The sequence below is a fragment of the Actinacidiphila glaucinigra genome, from assembly GCF_035918135.1.
Lineage (GTDB): Bacteria > Actinomycetota > Actinomycetes > Streptomycetales > Streptomycetaceae > Actinacidiphila > Actinacidiphila glaucinigra.
In genome coordinates this window covers 1,304,746-1,326,806 of record NZ_CP109144.1, presented here as the reverse complement: position 1 = coordinate 1,326,806, position 22,061 = coordinate 1,304,746, and the positions used below count along the sequence as shown (strand labels likewise).

At 71.0% G+C, this 22,061-nt stretch carries 16 protein-coding genes and 1 pseudogene; 7 read left to right on the top strand and 10 right to left on the bottom strand.

Translation table 11 applies throughout. The annotated features are described in order from the left end of the window. Positions 1-31: 31 nt before the first annotated feature. The gene (locus OIE69_RS05820) at positions 32-2,212 is read left to right on the top strand and encodes an alpha-galactosidase (RefSeq protein WP_326570859.1); all 2,181 of its coding nucleotides are present in this window, start codon (positions 32-34) and stop codon (positions 2,210-2,212) included. A 41-nt stretch (positions 2,213-2,253) separates the two neighbouring features. On the opposite strand, the gene OIE69_RS05815 is transcribed toward OIE69_RS05820, so the two are convergent. Both OIE69_RS05815 and OIE69_RS05810 read right to left on the bottom strand, forming a co-directional pair. After that, on the bottom strand, positions 2,254-2,886 hold the full coding sequence (locus OIE69_RS05815) for a hypothetical protein (RefSeq protein WP_326570858.1): 633 nt from the start codon (positions 2,884-2,886) through the stop codon (positions 2,254-2,256). Between the two features lie 85 nt (positions 2,887-2,971). After that, the gene (locus OIE69_RS05810; RefSeq protein WP_326570857.1) at positions 2,972-3,262 is read right to left on the bottom strand and encodes a LuxR C-terminal-related transcriptional regulator; all 291 of its coding nucleotides are present in this window, start codon (positions 3,260-3,262) and stop codon (positions 2,972-2,974) included. On the opposite strand from OIE69_RS05810, the gene OIE69_RS05805 reads away from it, so the two are divergent. Then, positions 3,257-4,309: a hypothetical protein gene (locus tag OIE69_RS05805; protein WP_326570856.1), complete on the top strand. Its 1,053-nt coding sequence runs from the start codon at positions 3,257-3,259 to the stop codon at positions 4,307-4,309. The two genes, OIE69_RS05810 and OIE69_RS05805, sit on opposite strands and share 6 nt — an antisense overlap. 76 nt (positions 4,310-4,385) lie before the next feature. On the opposite strand, the gene OIE69_RS05800 is transcribed toward OIE69_RS05805, so the two are convergent. Together OIE69_RS05800 and OIE69_RS05795 are read right to left on the bottom strand one after the other, a co-directional pair. Next, positions 4,386-5,180, bottom strand: a complete 795-nt coding sequence (locus OIE69_RS05800; RefSeq protein ID WP_326570855.1) for a hypothetical protein — start codon at positions 5,178-5,180, stop codon at positions 4,386-4,388. 193 nt (positions 5,181-5,373) lie between these two features. After that, complete coding sequence (locus tag OIE69_RS05795) at positions 5,374-9,111, bottom strand: S8 family serine peptidase (protein WP_326570854.1); 3,738 nt, start codon at positions 9,109-9,111, stop codon at positions 5,374-5,376. Positions 9,112-9,271: 160 nt separating this feature from the next. On the opposite strand from OIE69_RS05795, the gene OIE69_RS05790 reads away from it, so the two are divergent. After that, a complete protein-coding gene (locus OIE69_RS05790) occupies positions 9,272-9,997 on the top strand; it encodes a calcium-binding protein (protein ID WP_326570853.1) in 726 nt (241 codons plus the stop codon). Here OIE69_RS05790 and OIE69_RS05785 read toward each other — a convergent pair. Then, positions 9,886-10,536, bottom strand: a complete 651-nt coding sequence (locus OIE69_RS05785) for a TetR/AcrR family transcriptional regulator (protein ID WP_326570852.1) — start codon at positions 10,534-10,536, stop codon at positions 9,886-9,888. The two genes, OIE69_RS05790 and OIE69_RS05785, sit on opposite strands and share 112 nt — an antisense overlap. Before the next feature lie 110 nt (positions 10,537-10,646). Between OIE69_RS05785 and OIE69_RS05780 the strand changes: the two genes are divergently transcribed. From OIE69_RS05780 to OIE69_RS05770, 3 genes are all read left to right on the top strand, one after another. Beyond that, positions 10,647-11,207 carry an NAD(P)H-dependent oxidoreductase gene (locus tag OIE69_RS05780; protein WP_326570851.1) on the top strand — a complete coding sequence of 187 codons (561 nt, stop codon included), beginning with the start codon at positions 10,647-10,649 and terminating at the stop codon, positions 11,205-11,207. A 65-nt stretch (positions 11,208-11,272) separates the two neighbouring features. Beyond that, positions 11,273-11,791, top strand: coding sequence for a hypothetical protein (locus OIE69_RS05775; RefSeq protein WP_326570850.1), 519 nt, complete (start codon positions 11,273-11,275; stop codon positions 11,789-11,791). Between the two features lie 189 nt (positions 11,792-11,980). Beyond that, positions 11,981-12,355 (top strand): hypothetical protein, encoded by a 375-nt coding sequence (locus tag OIE69_RS05770; protein WP_326570849.1) that lies wholly within the window; start codon positions 11,981-11,983, stop codon positions 12,353-12,355. A 388-nt stretch (positions 12,356-12,743) separates the two neighbouring features. Here the strand turns inward: OIE69_RS05770 and OIE69_RS05765 are convergent, their stop codons facing one another. The 4 genes from OIE69_RS05765 to OIE69_RS05750 all read right to left on the bottom strand — a co-directional run bounded on the left by OIE69_RS05765 (position 12,744) and on the right by OIE69_RS05750 (position 17,250). Beyond that, complete coding sequence (locus OIE69_RS05765) at positions 12,744-13,283, bottom strand: hypothetical protein (RefSeq protein WP_326570848.1); 540 nt, start codon at positions 13,281-13,283, stop codon at positions 12,744-12,746. Positions 13,284-13,369: 86 nt separating this feature from the next. After that, positions 13,370-15,346, bottom strand: a complete 1,977-nt coding sequence (locus OIE69_RS05760; protein WP_326570847.1) for a hypothetical protein — start codon at positions 15,344-15,346, stop codon at positions 13,370-13,372. After that, positions 15,343-16,506, bottom strand: coding sequence for a 5'-methylthioadenosine/S-adenosylhomocysteine nucleosidase family protein (locus tag OIE69_RS05755; RefSeq protein WP_326570846.1), 1,164 nt, complete (start codon positions 16,504-16,506; stop codon positions 15,343-15,345). The genes OIE69_RS05760 and OIE69_RS05755 overlap by 4 nt, the downstream gene beginning before the upstream one ends. Next, positions 16,507-17,250, bottom strand: coding sequence for an NUDIX hydrolase (locus OIE69_RS05750; RefSeq protein ID WP_326570845.1), 744 nt, complete (start codon positions 17,248-17,250; stop codon positions 16,507-16,509). It abuts the gene before it with no gap. Between the two features lie 474 nt (positions 17,251-17,724). Between OIE69_RS05750 and OIE69_RS05745 the strand changes: the two are divergent. Continuing rightward, a pseudogene (locus OIE69_RS05745) lies at positions 17,725-17,820 on the top strand (SDR family NAD(P)-dependent oxidoreductase); the annotation flags it as partial. Positions 17,821-18,324: 504 nt separating this feature from the next. Here the strand turns inward: OIE69_RS05745 and OIE69_RS05740 are convergent. Next, positions 18,325-22,041 carry a S8 family serine peptidase gene (locus OIE69_RS05740; protein WP_326570844.1) on the bottom strand — a complete coding sequence of 1,239 codons (3,717 nt, stop codon included), beginning with the start codon at positions 22,039-22,041 and terminating at the stop codon, positions 18,325-18,327. Positions 22,042-22,061 lie beyond the last annotated feature (20 nt).

The window sequence follows — 22,061 nt, the reverse complement described above, 5'->3', positions numbered from 1 at the left end:
CCGGCGGCGGGGCACCACCGAAAGGACCCCCATGGCAGACACCACCGCGCGGATCGTCCCGCTGCGCGCGGCCGGCACCGCGTTCGTCGTCGAACTCACCGAGCCGGTGCCCAGGGTGCTCCACTGGGGGGCCGACCTCGGGCCGCTGTCCGCCGACGACCTGGCCGCCCTCAGCCTGACCGCCGAGGCAGCGGTCCTCAACAACTCCCTCGACGCGCCCCGCCGATTCACCGTCTGGCCCACCGAGGCGGACGGCTGGGCCGGCACCCCCGCGCACCAGGGGCACCTCGACGGCGGTGCCGCAGCCCCCCGGCTGACCACGACGGGCACCTCCGTCCGGCAGGACGCCGAGGGCGGCCAACTGGTCGTCTCCCTCACCGACGCCGCCGCGGGGCTCGACATCACGATCACCTACCGGCTGGAACCCTCCGGCGTTCTCGCCGTCCACAGCGAGATCACCCGGCAGCCGGCCGCGGACCCTGCCCCCTACGACCTCGCGCAGGTCACCGCGGTGCTCCCGCTGCCCCGCCGGGCCGGCGAGATCCTCGACTTCACCGGCAAGTGGAGCCGCGAACGATCCCCGCAACGCCGCCCGCTCGCCCACGGCACCTACGCCCGCGACGTCCGGCGCGGCAAGCCCGGCCTGGACTCGCCGTACCTCGTCGCCGTCGGTGTGCCCGGCTTCGGCTTCCGCGAGGGCGAGGTCTGGGGCCTGCACGTCGCCTGGAGCGGCGACCAGCGCTATCTCGTCGAGCAACTGCCCGAGGGCGCGGGCGTCCACGCCGCCGTGCTCGGCGGCGGGGAACTGCTGCGCGCCGGCGAGGTCCGGCTCGCACCCGGCGACACCCACCGCACGCCCGTCTGCCACTACGCATGGTCCGGCGCCGGCCTCGACGGGCTCGCCGACCGCTTCCACACCCTGCTCCGGGACCGCCCCGGTCATCCGCGCCGCCCGCGCCCGGTCATCCTCAACAGCTGGGAGGCCGTCTACTTCGACCACGCCCCGGAACGCCTCCTGCGGCTCGCCGACCGTGCGGCCGAGGCCGGCGTGGAGCGCTTCGTCCTGGACGACGGCTGGTTCCGCGGCCGCCGCTCCGACCGCGCGGGGCTCGGCGACTGGACGGTCGACCGGGAGGTGTGGCCCGACGGGCTGACGCCGCTCGCCGACCATGTGCGCTCCCTGGGCATGGAGTTCGGCCTGTGGGTCGAACCCGAGATGGTCAACCTCGACTCGGACCTGGCCCGGCAGCACCCGGAGTGGGTCCTCGCCCCCGGGCGCGGCGCCGGTCCCGCGGCCCGGCAGCAGCACGTCCTCGACCTCTCCCACCCCGGCGTCGTCGCCCACCTGCTCGGGGCACTGGACGCTTTGATCGGGGAGTACGGCATCGCCTACCTCAAGTGGGACCACAACCGCGAGGTGCACGAGGCCGTCAACGGCCCGGCCGACCGCCCGGTGGCGCATGCCCAGGTCGAGGCGCTCTACCGCCTGCTGGACACCCTCCGGCAGCGCCACCCCGCCCTGGAGATCGAGAGTTGCGCCAGCGGCGGAGGCCGCGTCGACCTGGGCATCCTCGCCAGGACCGACCGCGTGTGGGCCTCCGACTGCAACGACCCGGTGGAACGGCAGTCCATCCAGCGCTGGACGGGCCAACTGCTCCCCCCGGAACTCGTCGGCGCCCACGTGGGCGCCAACCCCAGCCACACCACCGGACGCGTCAGCTCCGACACCTTCCGCCTGGCCACCGCGCTCTTCGGCCACCCCGGCATCGAGCAGGACATCACCCGCTGCACGCCGGAGGAGTTGGCCCGGCTCGCCGCGTGGACCGCCCTGTACCGCGAGATGCGCCCCCTGCTGCACGGCGGACGCACCGTCCGCGCCGACCTCCCGGGCGACGCGACGCTGCTGCACGGCGTCGTCGCCCACGACGGCACGGCCGCGCTCTACTGCTGGGCCCGCGTGGCGACCTCCCCCGAGGGCCAGCCGGGCCGGACACCGCTGCCCGGCCTCGACCCCGCCCTCCGCTACCGCGTACGCGTCCGCACCGACATCGGCCTGCCGTCCTTCCACCAGAGGAGCGGCCCGGCCTGGCTCACCGAGGCGGTCGACGACCGCCTCACCCTCCCCGGCACCCTCCTCACCGCCGCGGGCCTGCCGATGCCGCAGCTCAACCCCGAACAGGCCCTGCTGATCGAGCTGCGCCAGGCCGACTGACCCGCCCCGAGCCCCGGATCGCTTCGCCCACGCCGGGCCCCCTACTCCTCCTCGGCGTCACCGGGCCCCGCCGCGGCCTGGCGGCCGAGCCAGTACAGGGCCGTGTCGACGTCGCGGGCGGTCCAGCCGTCCGCGTCGGGGCCGGAGCGGACGAGGAGGTCGTCGAGGAGGTCCATGTAGCGGCCGTAGCGGCCCGGTGCCGGCGTCAACTGGTAGCCCAGCCGCTCCAGGCCGAACTGCGCACGGCGGTCGTAGACGGCCATCCGGTCCGGCGCGGCCGCGGTGAGCAGTGCCGAGGCCAGTGCGTCGCCGTTGCGGCAGCCGGGCAGGGGGAGCAGGGCCCTGCGGCCCTCGCGGGCGGCCGCGCCGCGCGGGGCCTGCGGGTCGCGGACCGCGTCCACGGCTCCGGACGTGACGGCCCGGACCTCCGCGTCGCGCAGGTTCATCAGCTCGACGACCCACGCGGTGCTCGCCTGCAGCCGCTTCCACACCACCAGCGCGGCGATGTCCGTCTTGCCGAGGCTTCCGGTGTCCCGCGCGCGCTCCGCGACCTCCGTCAGCACCTCGTCGTACGCGGCCGGGACGGCGGCGCGGTACGCCTCGCGGGCGGCGGAAAGGGTGGACCAGACCCCGTCGGGGAGCGGGGTGAGGGCGGCGGTCGCGGATGCGTTCATACGCCGATGGTGACCCGTCTCGGCCCGCTCCGTGTGCACTTGACCGCTTGTGATCGGTTCCGGTGTGATGTGCCGTCAGGAAGGATCAGATCCAGCCACGCGCGTGGGCCTCCGCCCCGGCCTGGAAGCGCGTGCTCGCGTCCAGCCGTGCCATGAGCGCCGCGATGCGGCGTGTCGCCGTCCGTGTGCTCAACCCCAGCTGACGGGCGATCGCCTGGTCCTTGAGTCCGGCACGGAGCATCGTCAGCAGCGCGACCTCCTCCGTGGTGGGACCCTCCTCTCCGGCCGCCCGGGCCGGTGCGCCGATCGGTTCGGCCCGGGCCCAGTACGCCTCGTACAGCTCGATGAGGGCGTCCAGCAGACCGGACGGGTGCACGACGGCGAGGCTGTCGCGCAGGGCGCCGGTGAGGTGCGGCCGGCGGGCATGTTCGAGCCGGGCCTGGTCTACGACTCCACCGAGAAGGACTGGCTGGGCTACCTGGAGGGCCTGGGCGTCGACACCGGCAGCGGGGTGAAGGCCGTGGACCCCAGCGACCTCAACTACCCGTCGATCGCCATCGGCCGGATGGTCGGCTCGCAGACCGTGACCCGTACCGTCACCGCCGTGACGCCGGGCACCTACCGGGCCTCGATCTCGGTGCCCGGGGTGAAGGCCACCGTCCACCCGTCCGTACTGCACTTCAGCAGGGCGGGCCAGAAGGCCAGGTTCACCGTCAGCTTCGAGCTGACGACCGGGCGGTCCGGCGAGACCGTCACCGGTGACCTCACCTGGCGGCACGGCCGCACCGGCGTGCGCAGCCCGGTCGTCCTGACCCCGTGGAGCCTGATCGCCCCCGACCAGGTCTCCGGCACCGCGGGCAGCGGCAGCGTCTCCTTCGAGGTGACGCCGGGCACCACCTCGCTCGCACTGACCCCGCGCGGCCCGGTCGCGGGCACTCCCGTCCGCAACGCGGTGTCCACCGACAAGCCCGAGCAGGACTTCACCTTCACCGTGCCGGAGGGCACGCAGGCCGGGCAGTTCTTCGTCACGCCCGACAACCCCGAGGCCCGCCTCAGCCTGCTGCTCGCCTACGACCCGGGCGACGGCCAGGACCCGTACATCGTCGGTGACCTCGCCCTCGACCAGACGCGGCCGGTGGTGAGCCTGCCGAGCATGAAGGCCGGGAAGTACCTGGCCATCGTCATGACGCTGGGCAGCCAGCCGGAGCTGACGGACTTCCCGTTCTCCTTCCAGACCAACCTGATCGGCCCGGACAGCACTCCGACGCAGGGCACGTTCACGGTGACACCGCGCAACCCCGCCACGAAGCCCGGCGTCCCGCTGACGCTGACCGCCTCGTGGAGCGGCGTCCCGTCCGACCGTCCCGCGACCGCCTACATCGGTTACCCCAACGCCGCGGGCACCCTCGTCACCATCGGCTGACGGGCCCCACGCGACGGTGCCGGCCCCCTCGGTGACGAGGGGGCCGGCACCGTCTTCGTCATGGGGCCCGGCCGGATCAGGGACGTACGGTCCCCGGCTCCGAGCCCGCGCTCGGCAGGCCTTCCGGCGCCCGGGGCGACCCCGCCGTGGGCGAGGCGTCGCCGTCGGATTCGCCGCGGAGCGCCGCCCCGGCGAAAGCCGCCGCCGAGGCGAGAAGGAGCAGCGCCAACGGCCCCCAGACCGCCGGGATGGACCACATCGGCCAGTCGGCGGCGGCCTGCACCCAGAGCACCACGATGGCCGCGGCGCCCATGGCGACGCCGTGCCACCGCACGGTCCTCGCCGCACTCGCGTGCCGCGGTCCCGGCACGAAGAGCGACCACAGCGCCCCGGCGAGCGCCATCAGGCCGAACGAGAGGCCGGCGAGCGCGCCGCCGAGGCGGTCCTCGGGCCATTCCAGAGGACCGTCGCTCGTCTTCTGCCATGTTCCCGCGGCGTTCCGTACCTCGATGACCTGCCCCCGCCAGATCAGCCCGACGACCTTGTCGTCCGGCTCCAGCTGTGACACCACCGGGCCGGTCCGACGGAAGGTCACATGCCACTGCTCACCGGACGGCAGCAACAGATCCGCCTCGGGCGACTCCCGCTTACCGCTGTGCGCGTCCGCCGACCGCACGGTGAACCGCTGGTCCCACCGGCAGTCCGACACCTTGAGAGGTGCGGAGACACACCGCGGCGCGGCACGGAACTCGCGCTCCCGCTCCAGCGCCCCGCGTGTCTGGAAGACCATCACCACCCCGATGACCAGCGCCACCACGGCCACCAGCAGCCATAGACCGGTCGGTGACTTCCGCTCTTCCGCCGATCCCACTGTCTCTCCTCACCCCCGGGCGACCCCCGCACGCCCATCCGATCATGCCGCGCCGGGCGTCTCCCAGGCCCGCTGCCGGCAGCGGCCGACCCGTCCGGCCTGCCGGGTCGGGGCAATGAGGGGGGCGCCGTGAACAGCGGCGCGGCCGGCCCCTCCGTGCGGAGGGACCGGCCGCGCTGTGTGCGGACGCGGATCAGGCCAGGCCGGTCGCCCGGATCACCGTCTGCGTCACCGTGTTGCCCCGCTTGTCCGAGGCGCGCACGCGCAGCGACAGGAACTCGGCCCGCCGCGGCGCGTCCAGGCGGACGCGGGCGGCGCCGTCCTCCGCGCCGCGCAGCGAGAGCCGGTGCCACGTCCGGCCGTCGTCGTACGAGACCTCCACCGCGTCGGTGCTGACCCGTCCGGCCGACACGCCCGGCAACGGGGAGGCGCTCACCGTGAGTTCGGCGTCGCGCCGCGCGGTGCCGCCCGCATCGGTGCGGATCCCGTAGTCGAGCTGCAGGAGCGGGAGCACCTGCGGGTCGTCCGTGCCCGGCGTCGCCGAGGAGAAGCCCCACTCGGTGCGGGTCGCGGTGGAGTACGGGTACCCCTCCGTCCGCTCGGTGGACGTCACCAGCCGGTACCGGCCCGACGCCGCCGGGACGTCGCCGCCCAGCCAGCCGCCCTCGGTGCGGGTGACCAGGTCGCCGCCCCGGTAGAGCTCGTTCACCTGCGAAGTGGTGCCCGGACCGACCACACCCGCGTGGTCGCGGCCGCCGTCACCCCAGGCCGGGATGGTGACGTCGAGGACGTCACCGTTGCGCTGCGGCAGCCACTGGCTCTCGTTCATCCGCGGGTGCTCCACAGGCCCGAACCACTGGACGTCGGTGGTGCGCCCCGCCGGGTAGCCGACCAGCCCGGAGAACTGGATCGAGCGGATGCCGTTGGCGGCCTCCTCCATCCAGGTCGCCTCGCCCGACGGGGTGACCCAGTCGGTGCGCTCGGCGCCGGCGGACGACAGTCGGGTGCCGCCGACCTTGACGCCCAGGTAGGGCTGGATGTCGTAGCGGAACTCGTCGACCTCCGTGCCGGGTTCGTTGCGGAACCCGACGTCGACCCGGGCCAGCCGGTGCTCGGCCGGCGCGTAGCGCTGGGTCTGCGGGATCGTCCCGTGCCAGGTGTGCACCAGGTCGTACAGGTAGTCCGTCTCGGCGTGGCCGACGACCCGCATCGGCACCGAGCCGGAACGGCTGTCCTGGATGCGGCCGATCAGGGTCTCGCCCTCGGTGCGGGAGATGCCCGCGATGACGAGGGCGGTGCGGCGCACGGGCTCGCGCAGCCGGCCGTCCAGGTCGTTCACCACGACCAGCAGGGCGACGCCCGCCTTCTGCGCGTCGGTGATCTGGTCGTCGTCCCCCGTGTAGCGGACCACGGCCACCTTGCCCTTGGCGCCGGCGGCCGTGTACTCGGCCGCGGTGCCCTTGCCGGCGAAGACCGCGGGCAGGGTCCTGGTGCCCTCGGCGGGACGGCCGGAACCGGGCTGCAGCCACAGGTCGTCGAAGACCTGGTCGCCGGAGGAGAGCGCCAGCAGCGGCTGCTGCATGCGCCAGCGGACCGTGTACGCCAGGTCGCCGCCGGAGGCCTTCGGCATGGGGAGCGCCCACACGCTGTCGAAGCCGTCGCCGACCGTCGCGGTGTCCGTGATCGCCGGGGAGCCGTCCTTGAAGGACTGGTTGAAGTCCATGCGGATGTCGCTGTCCGTGGAGGTCTTCGGCGTGACGACCTCGGTCCTGCGCAGCTTCGTGCCGTCCAGCGTCGTGTCGGTGTCGGCGTTGCCGACCACGACGCCGGTCCTGGCCAGCAGCGCCCGCCCGTAGGAGGACTCGCCGTGGACGCCGCGCACGGCGCCCCAGGTCCAGACGGTGTAGGTGCCCGGCGGGACGACGGTGTCGAGCACGCCGTCGAGGTCGGTGTAGAGGGCCTGCGCGTACTCGTCGCCCTTGCGCTGGTACATCACCAGGCCGACCATCGGGTCGCCGGCGCGGTCGGTGACGTGGACGCGCAGGTGGTGGTACTCGTCACGGGTGCTGACCGCGAGCAGGGTGCGCGTGACGGCCTTGCCGTCGACGACGCCCTCGACGTGCCCGGTGAAGCGGGATCCCGCCGGGGCCCGGTCGAGAGTGGTGGTCACGGTGGTGGACGCGGTGCCGTGCGCGGGGACGGTGACCTGACGGTCCGCCACCGTGAACAGGCCCTCGGGTGCGTCCGCCGCGTCCAGGCGCGGAGTCACGGTGACCGCGGTGTCAGCGGAGTTGGCCCATTCCACGGTGCGGGTCACGGTCTCGCCGGCCGCGCCGCCCGGGGGGTGGATGCCGGCGTCGGCGGTGGCGGTGGCCACGAGCGTGCTGCTGGTGGCGGCCACCGCGTCGACGCGGCCGTTGCCGCCGGAGTCCGCGGGGATGTCCGGCGTCGCCACGGAGGTCGAGACCAGGGCGTCCTTGATCCGGGCCCCGTTCCAGTCGGGGTGCCTGGCCGCGACCAGGGCGGCGACGCCCGCGACGTGCGGGGTGGCCATCGACGTGCCGCTGAGGGTGGCGTACGAACCGGTGCCGAAGGGCGCCCACTGCGAGCGGGCGGCCAGGATGTCGACGCCGGGGGCGGTGATCTCCGGCTTCATCGCGTCGTCCCGGAAACGGGGGCCGCGGCTGGAGAAGTCGGCTATGGCGTCGGAGGAGTCGACGGCGCCGACGGTGAGCGCGGCGTCCGCGGCGCCGGGCGCCGCCACGGTGCCCTCGTACGGGCCGGAGTTGCCGGCGGCTATGGTGAACAGCGTGCCGGTCTCGGCGCTGAGTTCGTTCACCGCCTGGCTCATCGGGTCGGTGCCGTCGGTGGGCTGGTCGCTGCCGAGGCTCATGCTGACCACGCGGGCCTTGGCCTCGCGGGCGGCCCACTCCATGCCGCTGATGATCCAGGAGTCGGAACCGCTGCCGGCGTTGCTGAGGACCTTGCCCACGTGCAGCCGCACGCCGGGGGCGACGCCCTTCTCCTTGCCGTCGGACGCGGCGCCGCTGCCGGCGATGGTGGACGCCACGTGGGTGCCGTGGCCGTGGTGGTCGTCGACGTCCTCGTCGGGCACGAAGCTGCGGGAGTCGGTGACGACGCCGTCGAGGTCGGGGTGCCCCGGGTCGTAGCCCGTGTCGAGGACCGCGACGTCCACACCCTGGCCCGTGTCGCCGCCGGCCCACACGTCGGGGGCGCCGATCTGCGCGACGCTGTCCGCGAGGTCGGCCTTGACCTTGCCGTCCAGCCACACCTTGCGCACGCCGCCGGTGAGGGCGAGGCCGCCGGCCTTCGCCTTCGCGGCCGGCTGCGCCGCTGCCGGGCCGGTCAGGTCGGCCCAGAACTCCGTCGCCTGGTCGTGGTCCTGGGTGGTGGCGGTGCTGTCGATGCTGGTCAGCGCCCGTGCGCCGGTGGCCCCCTCGGGGAGGGAGGGCGCCGCGAGCCTGCGGCGGGCGTCGGAGGAGTAGGTCAGGATGACGGGCAGGCCCTTGGACCGCGCGTCGTCGTAACCGTCCGCGATGAGGCGCGTGACGTTGAAGAGGTCGGTGTCCAGCAGTCCGGCCGCCACGTACCGCTCGGCGGCGAACGGGTAGACGTAGGTGTCGCCTTGCTGCGTGGTGATGCGGGCGTCCGCGCGGTGGCCCCGGGGGCCCTCCACGGTCACGGAGGCGCGGCCGCCCCCGCCGGGCGTGACGGTGACCCGGTCGCCGGTGATGAGGGTGACGGTGCGCGGGGTGGAGCCGGCCGGGGCTCCGCCGGTCACGGTCACGCTGTCCGACGGGGAGCCGGCGGCGGCGTGGTCGCTGGCAGCCGCCGGTGGGATCGCCATCAGCACGGCCGCGACACCCGCGACGATCGGCAGGCCTGTTCGGCCTGGGAAGAGCGGTCTCACAGGGGATCCTTCACGTTAGATCCATCCAATGTCCGCCGCATGCTAGCGAGTTAAACGATTCAACGGGGCGGTGAACGAGAGTCGAACGGTGGCGTCTTTCCGCCCGCTGTCGGGATCACGACAGGGTGGGAATCCCGGGCCGTACGAACCCCCGCTGGACATGGGACTTCGTACCGGTCGATTGCGGGACCGTCTTCCGTGGATGCCCGGTCCTGCGTTCACCTTCACCGTGACCGCCTCCGAGACGGCCCCCGCGCAAACGGCGCAACAGGCCTTCACGCTGACGGTCTCCGCGGTGACATGCGCCACCGGCACCCCGACCGTCACCGGGACCAACGGCGCGAACGTCCTCCTCGGCACCCCCGGCGATGACGTGATCTTCGCCCTGGGCGGCAACGACGTCGTGGACGGCCGCGGCGGCAACGACCTGATCTGCGGAGGCGCCGGCAACGACACCCTGACCGGCGGCGCCGGCGACGACCGCGTCGAAGGCGGTGACGGAAACGACGCCCTGACCGGCGACACCGGAAACGACGCCCTCTTCGGCGACGCCGGCAACGACGCCCTCTCGGGTGGTCCCGGCACCACACCAACGACGGCGGACCCGGCGTCGACGTCTGCGTCAACCCGGCCACCGGTCCCGGCTGCAATCCCTGACCGCCCACCGCCCGCCGCCACGGCGGCGGGCCGGACGTCCGCGACGATCCGGGGAGGGCTCAACGGGGCTGACGGGCCGGGTATCGCACAGCGGCGCGGTGGCGTCCGGCGGCGGCGCTACCGCGGTGTGCCGAGGCGGTCGACGAGGTCGTGCCAGCCGGCGTCCAGCCGCTCGACGGGCATGCCGCGGGACGTGAGCAGGTACTCGACGAGCACGGTGTCGAGATAGCCCTGCAGGGTGTGCCCGGTCAGTTCGACGTCACCGGGGGCGCCCACCTGCCGGAGCAGCAGCGTCAGATGAGTGAGCCTGACCTGGTACGCCGGGTTGTAGCGGCGGCTCTGCTCCCGGTGCGCGGCCATGTACAGGTCGCGATGCGCGTGCTCGTGGCGGATCACGGCCGGGCCGAAGGCGCGCAGTCGCTCCAGCGGCGGGGCGTCCGGCCCCAGGGGCGGCGGGCCCGTGAGGAAGGCGGCCTGGATCTGCTGCTCGATGTGGTCGAGCAGCGACAGCATCAGCCCCGCGCGGTCGCCGAAGCGACGGAAGACCGTCCCCTTGCCGACCTCGGCCGCGGCGGCGACGGCCTCCATGGTGACGTTCGCCGTTCCGCGCTCGGCGGCGAGTTCGGCCGCCACCTCCAGCAGGCGCCTGCGGTTCCGCGCGGCGTCGGCGCGCAGCCGCGGCGGCTGGCCCGTCGGTGTGAGCGTGAGGTCCGCGGGTCCGGCGGAAGCGTCGCGCACGGGGAAGACGGCGCGGGGCGGCTCGGTCATGGCCACAGCGTAGCGGCGGGAATGAAAGTGGACCGTAGTCCGTTTAGCTGCTACAACTTCAACCGGACCACGGTCCGCTTTCAGTTTCCTAGCAGGCAGGGAGATCGCCCATGTCCGTCCGCATCCTCGCCCTGGTCGGCAGCCTCCGCGCCGGCTCGCACAACCGCCAGCTCGCCGAGGCCGCCATGAAGCACGCCCCCGAGGGCGTCGAGATCACGCTCTACGAGGGTCTGGCGGAGGTCCCCTTCTACAACGAGGACATCGACGTCGAGGGCACGGTGCCGGAGGCCGCCGCCCGCCTGCGGGCCACCGCCGCCGCGACCGACGCGTTCCTGCTCTTCTCGCCCGAGTACAACGGCACCATCCCGGCCGTCCTCAAGAACGCCATCGACTGGCTGTCGCGCCCCCACGGCGCCGGCGCCCTGTCCGGCAAGCCGGTCGCCGTGGTCGGCACCGCCTACGGCCAGTACGGCGGCGTGTGGGCGCAGGACGAGGCCCGCAAGGCCGCCGGCATCGCCGGTGCCGCGGTCCTCACGGACGTCAAGCTCTCCATCCCGGGCTCCGTGATCCGCTTCGCCGAGACCCACCCGGCCGACGACACCGAGGTCGTCGAGGGCCTGACCCGGGTCATCGACCAGCTCACCCGGGCAGGCGCCGCCGCCGCGGCCTGACCCCTTCTGCGCCGGGACCCCGAGGGCCGTCGCCCCCGGGGTCCCGGCGTTTCCCGTGTTACGGCGTGCCCGGGACCGGAGACCCGGTCGAGGACCTGCGGGCGGCATGGGACCTGCAGATCCGCTTCGGGCTGGGACAGCCGGCGTACTACACCCTGGTCTACGCGCGGGCCCGGCCCGGCCACCTGCCGCTCGCAGGCCGGCGGGCGGTGACCGAGCTGCAGAGCATGATCGCGCGAGTCGGAGCGGCCGGAAGGCTCCGCCTGAGCGTCGAGCGCGCCACGGCCGTCCTGCACGCCGCGGGGGTGGGGACGATCCTCACGATGTTCAGCACCCCGGCCGAGTCGAGGGACCTCGAAATCGCGGACGCGACCCGCGACCTGGTGATCGCCTCGATCACCGCACCTGTTGCCGCACACCCCACGCATCTGAGGCAGGAGGAGCAGGACGACACCGCGACCGCGGCAATGGCGCTGCGCGCCGCGCTCGCCCGGCGCGACACCTCGGCCCTGAGCGCGGCGGAGAAGGCCCTGTTGATCGACTGGCTCAACCGCTTGGCCGACGTGAAGCCAGCCCCCGGCTGAACAAGCCGCCGCCTCGGCGCCGGAGAGGGTTCCTGTGACCCATCAGGGTGGTGCGGTCGGAGCTGACTCCGCGTGGTGGAGAATCCATGCATGCGCACCTTCTCTGGCCATCCCGAGCCACGCCGTGTCTCACCGGGAGAGTATCCATGGTGGGACCGGGCTCTCGCTCTTCTCAACCGGGACCTGGCGGTGACCCTGCCCCAGCGGAAGCCCCTCCAGCTGATGATCGATCCGGACCAACCGGAGCACGTGTACGTCGCCATGGACAACGGCGAGTGGCACGCCACTTACCTGCTTCCGGACTCGACCGACGAGCCCGCTTCCGTGCTGGCAACCGTCGCCGAAGCCGCGCAGGACACTGTCACCGAGTGTCTGTGGCTGGCGCGGCCGCTGTGCCCCGAACACGGCCTGGGCATGCATCTGCGGGATGCGAACGGGCGCCTATCCTGGTGGTGCGCGGGAGACCGGCAGGGTGGGGACGGTCATGTCCTTGGGGACGTAGGCCTGCTTGACATGGTCGTTCCTGCGCCTCGCCCCGAAGGCAAGCGGAACCGGGCGGATTGACGTCCCACTGCGGCACCGGTGGGAGCGCGATGCGCTGCGGCTGATGCGAGCCGGTGGTCATTGAGAAGCCATCTCAATTGGCTGGTTCGGATCCTTGAGCGGCTGGTGCTGGATGAGACGTGGGCCTTGTTTCAGCGGGTGGTATCGCCCGCACTGACCGGGCCGCAAGGCGGTGGCTGGCGACGGCACGGGGCCACGGGCGGTCGCTCCCGGCGGCCCGAACGACGGTTCGGGTAACCGCCGCGAAGCGCCCGACCCCCTACGCGGCCATACGCCGACGCCGACGCCTCGGCGAATACCAACACGGAGCCTTGACTGCGCAGATGAGGATTTCGGCAAGGGCAGTGTTGGCGGTTAATTGAACGTAAAGCGGGGTGGCAGAGCAGCACTACGGCTCCGCATAGCGCAGAAACTGCCAGCCCAGTACGGCCAGGGCAAGTGTCTGTGCGAGGGAGGCGGTCACCAGGAGAGGCTGGACGCCGGGAGAGCACCAGAATGCGGTCACGCAGATCATCGGCAAGGCCAAGTACGTGAATAGATCCACAGCAGTCTGTAGTCGCTTGCGCGTGGTGCGGCTCGCATCGTCGCGGTGGTAGATCTCCCAGCCGAACACTCCATCGTGGGCGCCGCTGAGCTCGGCGAGCCGCGGTCCTAGCTGGTCGCGAATGTAGCAGCCGATCGCCGAGATCTTCTCGTCATTGACCAGGTAGGCCCAGCCCAGGACTAGGCAGACCACGGGGACGGCGAGCAGCAGTTGGGTCTGCGTGCTCTGGACGGTGATCGCCAGGACCGTAGTGACCGCGGCGAGTGTGAAGTAGAGCAGATTGTCACGGAATCCTATCCGGGTCTTCTGCTCCTCCTTGATGCGGTCGTACTCGGCCAGCAGCAGTCTGCTCTCGCTGATGTCTTCTGTGGAGGCCATGGCCATTCCTAGGCTCGAGTCCTGGCTGGGCTGGTGAGCGGGCGGGCAGGATCCGGCCTTCGTCCCCTACCCGCCTCGAAGGCGCCGAAGGCTCAGTCGGCAGCGCGGAAGGACGGCAGGTTGTTGGGGTTGTTTCGTTCGATCCAACCCTTTCCGTCTGCGGCAATTCCTTCCAGGAGGCGGAAGGTGTGAATGAAACCAGCCGCATTCAGATTGATTTCGGCGATTTCTTGGGCGTTTTCGTCCGGCGTCAGTTGATGGATGTCGGCGTCTTTGACGCGAATGTTCCTGGCCGGCCCGTTGGTGAGGACGAGCTCCAGGTCGTCTCCGGCGTGGGTGCGTTCTGTGACCTGCACGGAGGACAATGCGTCGAACCGATAGTTACTTCGCTGTCCGTTCCCGCGTTTCGCGTCGGTGAAGTCGAATTCCGCGCTGATTTCACGAACGCCATTTAGTGTGACCAGAAAAAGACGGAAGCTGTTGCGCGAGTATCGCCAAGGACCACCCTTCGTACGCCCTCGCTTATAGGGACGTGCGGGTGTCACCAGGATCGTGTGGGTGATCAGGTCGCGCCAGGTGAGCTGATAGTGGCGGAGTGCTTCGTCAACGAACAGCGTCTTGTCGTAGGTGAGCCAGATCTCCATTTCCAACTCACTGGGTCGCATGGTGTACAGAAACGACTTCCAGCTCTGGTACGCGACTTGCCGCGCGGTCATCTTCTCTTGATATTCCCGGGTTTCCTCGGCCAGTCGGTGCTCTTCACTCCGGGCCTCCAGCCACGAGGACGCAGCCGCGTGGCCGGACCAGACTGCACCAACTACGGCCAGGATGGCCAGCAGTATCTGCGTCGCGTCGCCGCCTGAGGCCACTGTTCCGAGTAGGGCCAGAGCCGTGATGCCGAGAGTGATGAGGGCGACCACGCTCACCGCCTCCGCCACCCCCGGCGTCTGGTTCTGGTGGCGGCGACCGAACAGAAGACCTTTGTGGTGGCGGTCTCGGGCATCCTCAGCGAGATAGCGGATCAGCCAGTTGACCCGATCCACGCTGATTCGGCTCTCGCGGTAGAGAAGCGCGATCTCGGCGGCGAGGCTGTTGCGGATGTGGACGGTATGACCGAGCCATAGGTTCGGGGCGAATCCGTGGGGCACGCAGGTGCTGAAGTAGTGGTCGAATGCATGACGGACGCGGTTGGTGAACCCGTCCCCGGTAGAGGCGGGATCGTTCGTTTGCGGAATGTGGAACAAACGGTTCTTGGCCTTCAGCTGATGTGCTTGGTACCACCATCGGCGGCCGAAGTGCGCCGCGGTCACGCCCGCACCGAGCGCCACCACTACCTCGATGACCGCCGCAGCCGGCTGCGCAACCAGTGCCAGGATCCAGAGGAATGCAGTGGCAACGACGAAAACGAACGCCCGGAGTGGGAGGGCTGCCTGGGCGGCAGCAGCGGTGCTCGGACGGGGCGGCAGGGCCCGTGGCCCGATGGGGTCGGGTTCGAAATAGGCCCAGACCCGTTGGACCCGGTTGTTGCTGAAGCGAGCTGTCTCGGCCCGATCGCGGTGCTCGGCCCAGAGGCTGTCCTTCAGTCCTCCTGTGAGTACGAGGTCGAGGTGGTGGAGGATTGCGTCACGCTGGCGAGGTGACAGGGCTCGTAACCGCTCCAGTACGCGTCCAGTTCCGCTATCCGCGGGCATCGCCAGCAGTTCGAAAGTGATGTGCAGGGCGTCTTGCCACGGCCCTTCGGCGTAGGTCCGTACGAGCCCGGAGGCGTGGTGGAGCCGCTGGAGTTCTTCGGTGCTGAGATCGTGGTAGGCGCGTGCGCTGAGCATGGCGAGCACCCAGTGGAAACGGACCTCCGCGTTGTCGTGTCCGTGGGCGATCGCGTCACTGATCATGTCGCGAGCACGACTCGGGACGCCTTCCTCCAGGAACCGCACACCGACCTTGTACTTTTCCTGAGGCGACGCATCCGGGTGGAGGATGGAAACGTTGGCGTTGTGTACGACTTCGGCCTGAATTCCGACGATGGAGTCGTCTGCGGAATTGTACGTGGCACTGCTGCCGTCGTTCATGACAAGTCACCCGCCGCAACAACCAGTGGTGCCAGCCTGGCCACCAGTTCGGGAGACTCTGCGATCAGACCGCGTAACCTCTTGAGCGCCATGGTCGTTCTCTTGGGCGATTCGGGAGTGTTCTCCCTTGCCGCCTGGCGGGCAAAGGCCAGCTCGGCCAGTGCCTCTCGGTAGGTGTCGTCGTCGAGGGCGCGCTCGGCGTGGTGCCGCTGAAGGTGCGCACGGAAACCGTCTAGTTCCGCGATCAGGTCCGCCGGACTGGTCACCTTCGGGGCCGCGTTTAAGTAGATGCTGCTCTCCTTGACTGAGCCGGCCATGACGCCAACGGTGCTGTTATGGGCGGTGTTGCTGACGTGCTTTTTGGGTCTGTCTGCCGTATGATATTTGTCTGCCTGAGACATTGCGATCTGCTCCTGTTCTTCCACCAGTTCCACGGACAGCCGTGTGGCGAATGCCGCCGCGTTCGCCGCGGCCCGTGGTTGCCAGTTGCGGTCCTTCGTGCTGTTCTTCGTGCCGTCCGCTCGGTCGCTGATTCCCCGGATGATGGCCACCGGTGCCCCGTTGAGATGACCGGCCTGCGCCACACCGGCGGCCTCCATCTCGATCGCGAGCGCATCGTTGTAGTGCTGCCGGATCCACCGCGCCTCGTCCGAAATCTTCGAATTCTGTACGATTTCGCCAGCGGCGATCGCGCCGAAGCGTACCTGTGGCGCGCGCCCATGACCGGGGGCGTTATCGGCCCAGTCGTTCACGCGAGCCAGATGCGACCCGAGTTGGCTGATACCGTGCGCCGTCTCCCACACCCGGGGACGGGCTTTGAGCCCGTCGTCCTCGCTGGTTCCGCCGTGGTACGCGTACACGTGTGTCGCCATCACCACGTCGCCCAGCCTGGCGCTGTCCCACAGCGCGCCGGCGACGCCGACGAACAACACGGCTGCCGGCGAGAACTCCTGTATCGCGCGCTCGGCGATCACCGCCGCGGAATGGTTCCCCTTGTTCGTCAGACCGAGCGCGACACGACATGAAGTGCCCTGCACGGTTCCCACTTCGAACAGCGTCCCACGCTCATGACGGTGCACCTCTGGGTCGGACAGTTTCCGGCGCACGGCCTGGTACTCGAGGTTGAGGGCGGTGAGAATTACCACCAGGTCCTTCGGCATCTATGCTCCTTCATCTCTCGTGTCCTCTTCCGTCCTGGACGGCGCAGGCCGGATCAGTGGGGGGGATAACACCGTCTTCGGTCCAGTCCGGTACAACCGCGCGGGCCGTCCTCCCGTGGCCCTATGTCCCGACCCGGCGGGGATAATGAATCCTTTTACGGCCTGGACTTTCCGGTAGAAATTACGTGTGTCGAGCTCGGTGCCCCAAACCGCCTCGTACACCTGCTGCAACTCGGCTATGGTGAAGAGATCTCCGCAGAATGCCGTGGCCAGCGCCGAGAATTCGAGCTTGGTGCGCGCGCGCTCGATTCCGTCCGTCACGATCCGGCGGTGATCGAAGGCCAGTTTTACCTCACCGGACAGGACGGCTTCTGCGGGAACCCACGCAGCATCCACGGCATCCGTTCCCGCGACCGGTTCGGGGAGTCCCGGCGCGATCGCCAAGTGGGCCACGGAAACGACTCGTCCTCGTGGGTCACGGCCCGTGTTCCCGTAGGTGGCCAACTGTTCAAGGTGCACCAACCCGGCAACCAGGGCAGTTTCCTCACTCAACTCACGGTGGGCGGCGTCCAGGATCTCCTCACCAGCGTGATTGAGGAATCCGCCAGGCAGAGCCAGCATGCCTTGAAAAGGATCTTCGCCCCGCTCCACGAGTAGGACGCACAGTTGCCCCTCGCGCAGCGTCAGGATCACGAGATCGACCGTCAGTAACACAGGCGTGGGTGACCACACGTCAGCTTGCATGTCCGGTACGGTACTTCAGTTCTTGTCGTTTTGACAAGAAGGGTGATGTGAGGGCCGCAGGTGCTGTATGGCGGAGGCGCTCCAGATTGTGAACTCGTCGTCCACTCCGCAGCCCGGAGTGGGCCGACCGCCGGTTGGTTCGGTGTTGCCTCGAAGCGGCTCGGGTGTCGACGTCCCAGGAAGGTGCGGGGGGCTGCTTGGTCTGCCGGTCAGGCGGACGGGGGTGCGTCCACGTCGGTGAGGTAGAAGAAGGCGATGTCCTCGCCCTGTACGGATCCAAAAGTCCCGTACGTGCTCTGAGCTGGGCTTTTGTCGTCCGTCGTGATGTTTTTCAGATAGCGTGCGGTAGTTCGTGGATGCGTCCGCCAACTGAGCCGGCTGTAGACCCAGGGCTTCGGCTCCATCGTCGGCATCGGTTCCGGGGCGAGCAACGTCGGAGCGCCGGGTTCCACCGGGTAATACGCGGCCAAGCATGCTGTCGTCGGTCTGACCTGGGCGGCCGCGCTGGATTACGGCCCGGATGGCATCCGGGTTTATGCCTTGGTCGTCGGCCTGGTCAACACCCCGTGATTGCCGAGGGGTGCTTGGCGGAGGTGATGGCGGCCCGGATGGCTGTCCATTCGATCGGGAGGATCGGCGAGCCGGAGGGGATCGCGGATGCCGTCCTGCAGCTGTCTTCCGGCAAGTTCAGCGTTGTCGCCAGCGCAGCCGTATCGGTCGACGGCAGATACAGGGCCCGCTGATCGAGAGGAGGTCATCGGCCGTGCTCGTGGTCTCCTCCGATCACATCGGGTTGTCCGTCGCTAACCATGAGCGGCACGCAAGCGCGATCGGGCCCGGCGGACGCCGGTACCGGCGTCCGCCGGGCCCGATGCCGGCTCTGACGTCAATCTGGTGAGCGCTTTTGCCGCACTGGCCGGGGTTGAGCTGATCCTCGTCACAACAGCGCAGCTCGCCTGGGTACTTCGGTCATGACCTCACCGGCGACGGCCCGGGCAGCCGGACTGGGACCTCTCACGGTGCGGGCGGGCCGTGGACGGCCCGCCCGCACCGGTGGGGATGTGACGCCTTCCGTCAGCGCAGGCCGAAGGCCCGGTTCACGGTCTGGGTGACCGCGTTGCCCGCGGAGTCGTGCGCACGCGCACGCAGCGAGACGAACCGGGCCTGCTTCGGGGCGGACAGCTTGAAGCGGCCGTCGTGCCCGCAGGCGGTCTTCCGCCAGGTGCGTCCGTCGTCGTAGGAGACCTCCAGCGAGACGGCCGAGAGGGTGCCCGCGCCCACCGCGCCCGGCAGGTGGGCGGCCGTCACGGACAGCGTGTCGTTCCGGGCGGCCCTGCCCTCCTCGTCCGTGGCGACGCGGTAGTCGATCTGCGGCAGCGGCAGCACCGCGGCGTCGTCGCCCGACGGCGCCTTGGACGTGAACTCCCACTCGGTGTGCGTGGCGGAGGAGTAGGGGCTCACCGACGCGTCACGGCTCGCGTCCAGCACCAGGCGGTAGGGCAGCTTGCCCGCGGCCGGGGCCGTGCCGCCCATGCTGGTGTTGGTCGTGCTCTGCCCGAGGCGCGTGCCGCCCTGGTAGAGCGTCAGCGTCTGCTGCGTGCGGTCGTAGTCCATCGACATGCCGACGTGGTCCGCGCCGCCCCAGGCGGGGATGTCGAAGGCCAGCCAACTCCCGCTGCGGGTGGGCAGCTTGTAGTTGTTGTTGAGGAACGGCCGCTCGACGGGCTTGAACCACTGCTGGGTGTGCCGGCTGCCCGCCCGGTACGTGGTGCGCGGCTCGATCTCGTACATCAGGCCGTCGACGTACGCCTCCTGGCCCCAGGAGTACCCGGGTCCGGTGGAGACCCAGTCGACCCGCCGGGAGTTCACCGGCTCCCGCATCGTCAGGCCGAGGCCCCAGTTGGAGTACACGGGCCAGTCGAAGCGGAACTCGCCGCCGCCCTTGGCCGGGTCGGGGCTGTCGAAGGTGACGTCGACCCGGGCCAGGTTCTTCGTGCCTCCCTTGACGACGAGCCGGCCCGGGATCTCGTTGTGCCACGTCCACATGAGGTCGTAGACGTACGGGCTGACCGGCTGAGAGCCGACCTTCAGCACGGCGCCCCGCGCCGACGCGCGGCGCATGAGCCGCTCGCCCTCGTCGGTGCTGAGCAGCGCGACGTCGACGGCGGCGGGCGGGAGGAAGGGGTCGCCGGTGTAGCTCCGCAGCTGGCGTCCCGGCTGGTCGTTCACGACGAGCAGGAGCCTGGCACCGGCCGCGACCGCCGCCGCGGCCTGCTCCGCGTCGCCCACGTTCCCGTTGCGGCGCACGACCACGGCCTTGCCGCGCGCGGAAAGGCCGGCGTAGTCCGCGCTCGCGCCTTCACCGGCGGCCACCAGCGGGAACGAGTAGTGGCCCTGGGGGAGTGCGGTGACGTCCTCCTGCCGCAGGACGTCGGTGAACTCGTCGTCGCCGGTCGTCACGGACAGGGCGGGCTGCTCCTTGCGCCAGCGGGCGCCGAGGTGGAAGTCGCCGTGGGTGACCTTGTGCGTGGTGGGCTGGGCCCAGAGGCTGTCGTAGCTGGTCTGGGTCTCCATGTAGTCGCGCCATGTGCCGCCGCCCATCGCGCGGTTGTACTCCAGGCGCTGGTACGTCGCCTCGGTCGGCTGCGGTGTCGTCATGTCGACGCGCTGGAGCTTCGTCGCGTCCAGCGTCACCGTCCGGTCGCGGTCCATGACGACCTCGGGGTCGCCGAGCAGCGCCATGCCCATCGAATGCGCGCCGTGCACCCCGCGCACGTCCTTGAAGGACAGCACCGAGTAGACGTCGTCCGGGATCCAGGTCTCCAGCCGCCCGGTCTGGTCGACGAGGTAGAACGCCGGGTCGAAGTCGCCGGAGCGCAGCACCTCGACGACGCCGGACATGGGCTTGCCGTCGCCGTCCTTGAGGACCATGGTCAGCTTGTGGGCGGCGTCGCCCAGCGACACCGCCGTGTGGGTGACGGCCTTCCCCGCCGTGTCGGCCGCGACGACCTGACCGGACCAGCGGCCGTTGCCCGTCACCTTCGAACCGTCGATGGCGACGGTGACCTCGGCGGTGCCGTGCGCCGGCACGACGACCCGCGACGCGGACAGCGCGAACAGCCCCGCGGGGGCGTTCGGGGCCTCGACGGACAGGGCGAGCGTCACCGCGGAGTCACCGGTGTTGGTGTACGTGACCGGGCGCCGGACCGCGGCCGTGCCGCCGCCCGCCTCCGCCTGGCCGGTGAACGCGGTCGCCGAGGCGAACACGCCGGCGCCGAGCGCCGAAGGGACGTCCACCCGGCCGCTGCCCGCCTGGAACGCGTCGTACTGCGGGGTGCGCTTCGAGCTGCTCACCAGCAGGTCCTTGAGCTGCGCGCCGGTCAGCCCGGGACGCGCCGCCGCGAGCAGGGCCGCCGCGCCCGCGACGTGCGGCGTGGCCATCGAGGTGCCGCTGAGCGTCTGGTAGCTGCCCTCGCCCTCCGGCGCGTACTGCGAGCGGGCGGCCAGGACGTCGACGCCCGGGGCGGTGATCTCCGGCTTGAGGCCGCCGTCGCCGACGCGCGGACCCTGGCTGGAGAACCAGGCCATGTCGTCGGAGGAGTCGACGGCTCCGACGGTGAGGGCGGCGTCCGCCGCGCCCGGTCCGCCGATGCTGCCGGGCGTGCCCATGTTGCCCGCGGCGATCACGAACAGCGCCCCGGTCTGCGCGCTCAGGCGGTCGACCGCGGCGCTGAGGGGGTCCGTGCCGTCGGAGGGGTTCTCGGAGCCCAGGCTCATGCTCACGATGTCCGCGTCCTGGTCGACCGCGGCCCACTCCATGCCCGCCAGCACCCAGGAGTCCTGGCCGGAGCCCGTGTCGGCCAGCACCTTGCCGACGTGGAGGTCCGCGCCGGGGGCGACACCCTTCTCCTTGCCGTCGGAGGCGGCGCCGGTGCCGGCGATGGTGGAGGCGACGTGGGTGCCGTGCCCGTTGCGGTCGGTCACGTCCTGGTCCGGGACGAAGCTGCGCGCGGCCGTGATCCGGCCCGACAGGTCGGGGTGCCCGGTGTCGACGCCGGTGTCGAGGACGGCGACGTCGACGCCCTTGCCCGTGTCGCCGGCCGACCACGCCTGCGGGGCGCCGATCTGGGCGGTGGTGTCGGCGAGATCGGCCTCGACCTTGCCGTCGAGCCAGATGCGGGCGATCCCCGAGCCGAAGGACGGGGCGGTGCCGGCGCCGGCCTTGGCGGCCCGCGCGCCGGCCCCGGACGCGGACACGGAGGTGACGGACCGCCAGAAGTCGGCGGAGAGGTCCCGGTCCTCGGTGAGGGCCGCGCCCTGGACGCTGCTGAGGTCCCTGACCCGGGTGGCGCCCCGGGGCGTCGTGGAACGCAGGCCCGCGGAGGCGCTGTCGTAGGAGACGATCAGCGGCAGGTGGTCGCGGTGCGCGTCGTCGTAGCCGTCCGCGACGAGCTTGCTGATGTTGAACAGACGCCGGTCCAGCGTGCCCGCCGCCACGTAGGGGAGGGCCGACTCGGGATAGACGTACAGGTCGCCGCGCGACTCCATGATGTGCGCGCGGGCCTTGGCCCCGTCGGCGCCGCGCAACTCGACGGTGCCTCCGGTGGCTCCGGACTGCCGGGTGATAACGATGTCACCGGTGATCAGGGTGACCGTGTGAACGCCCGGGGGGACGTTGCCCCGCGGCGCCGGGGCGTCGGACCCGGTGCTCGCGGGCGCGGCGGCGTGGGCGGCGGAGAGTGCGGCGGGCTGTGCCAATGACAGGAGGGCGGCGCCGGCGGCGGCGAACACGCCCCAGCGTCCTGGTGATG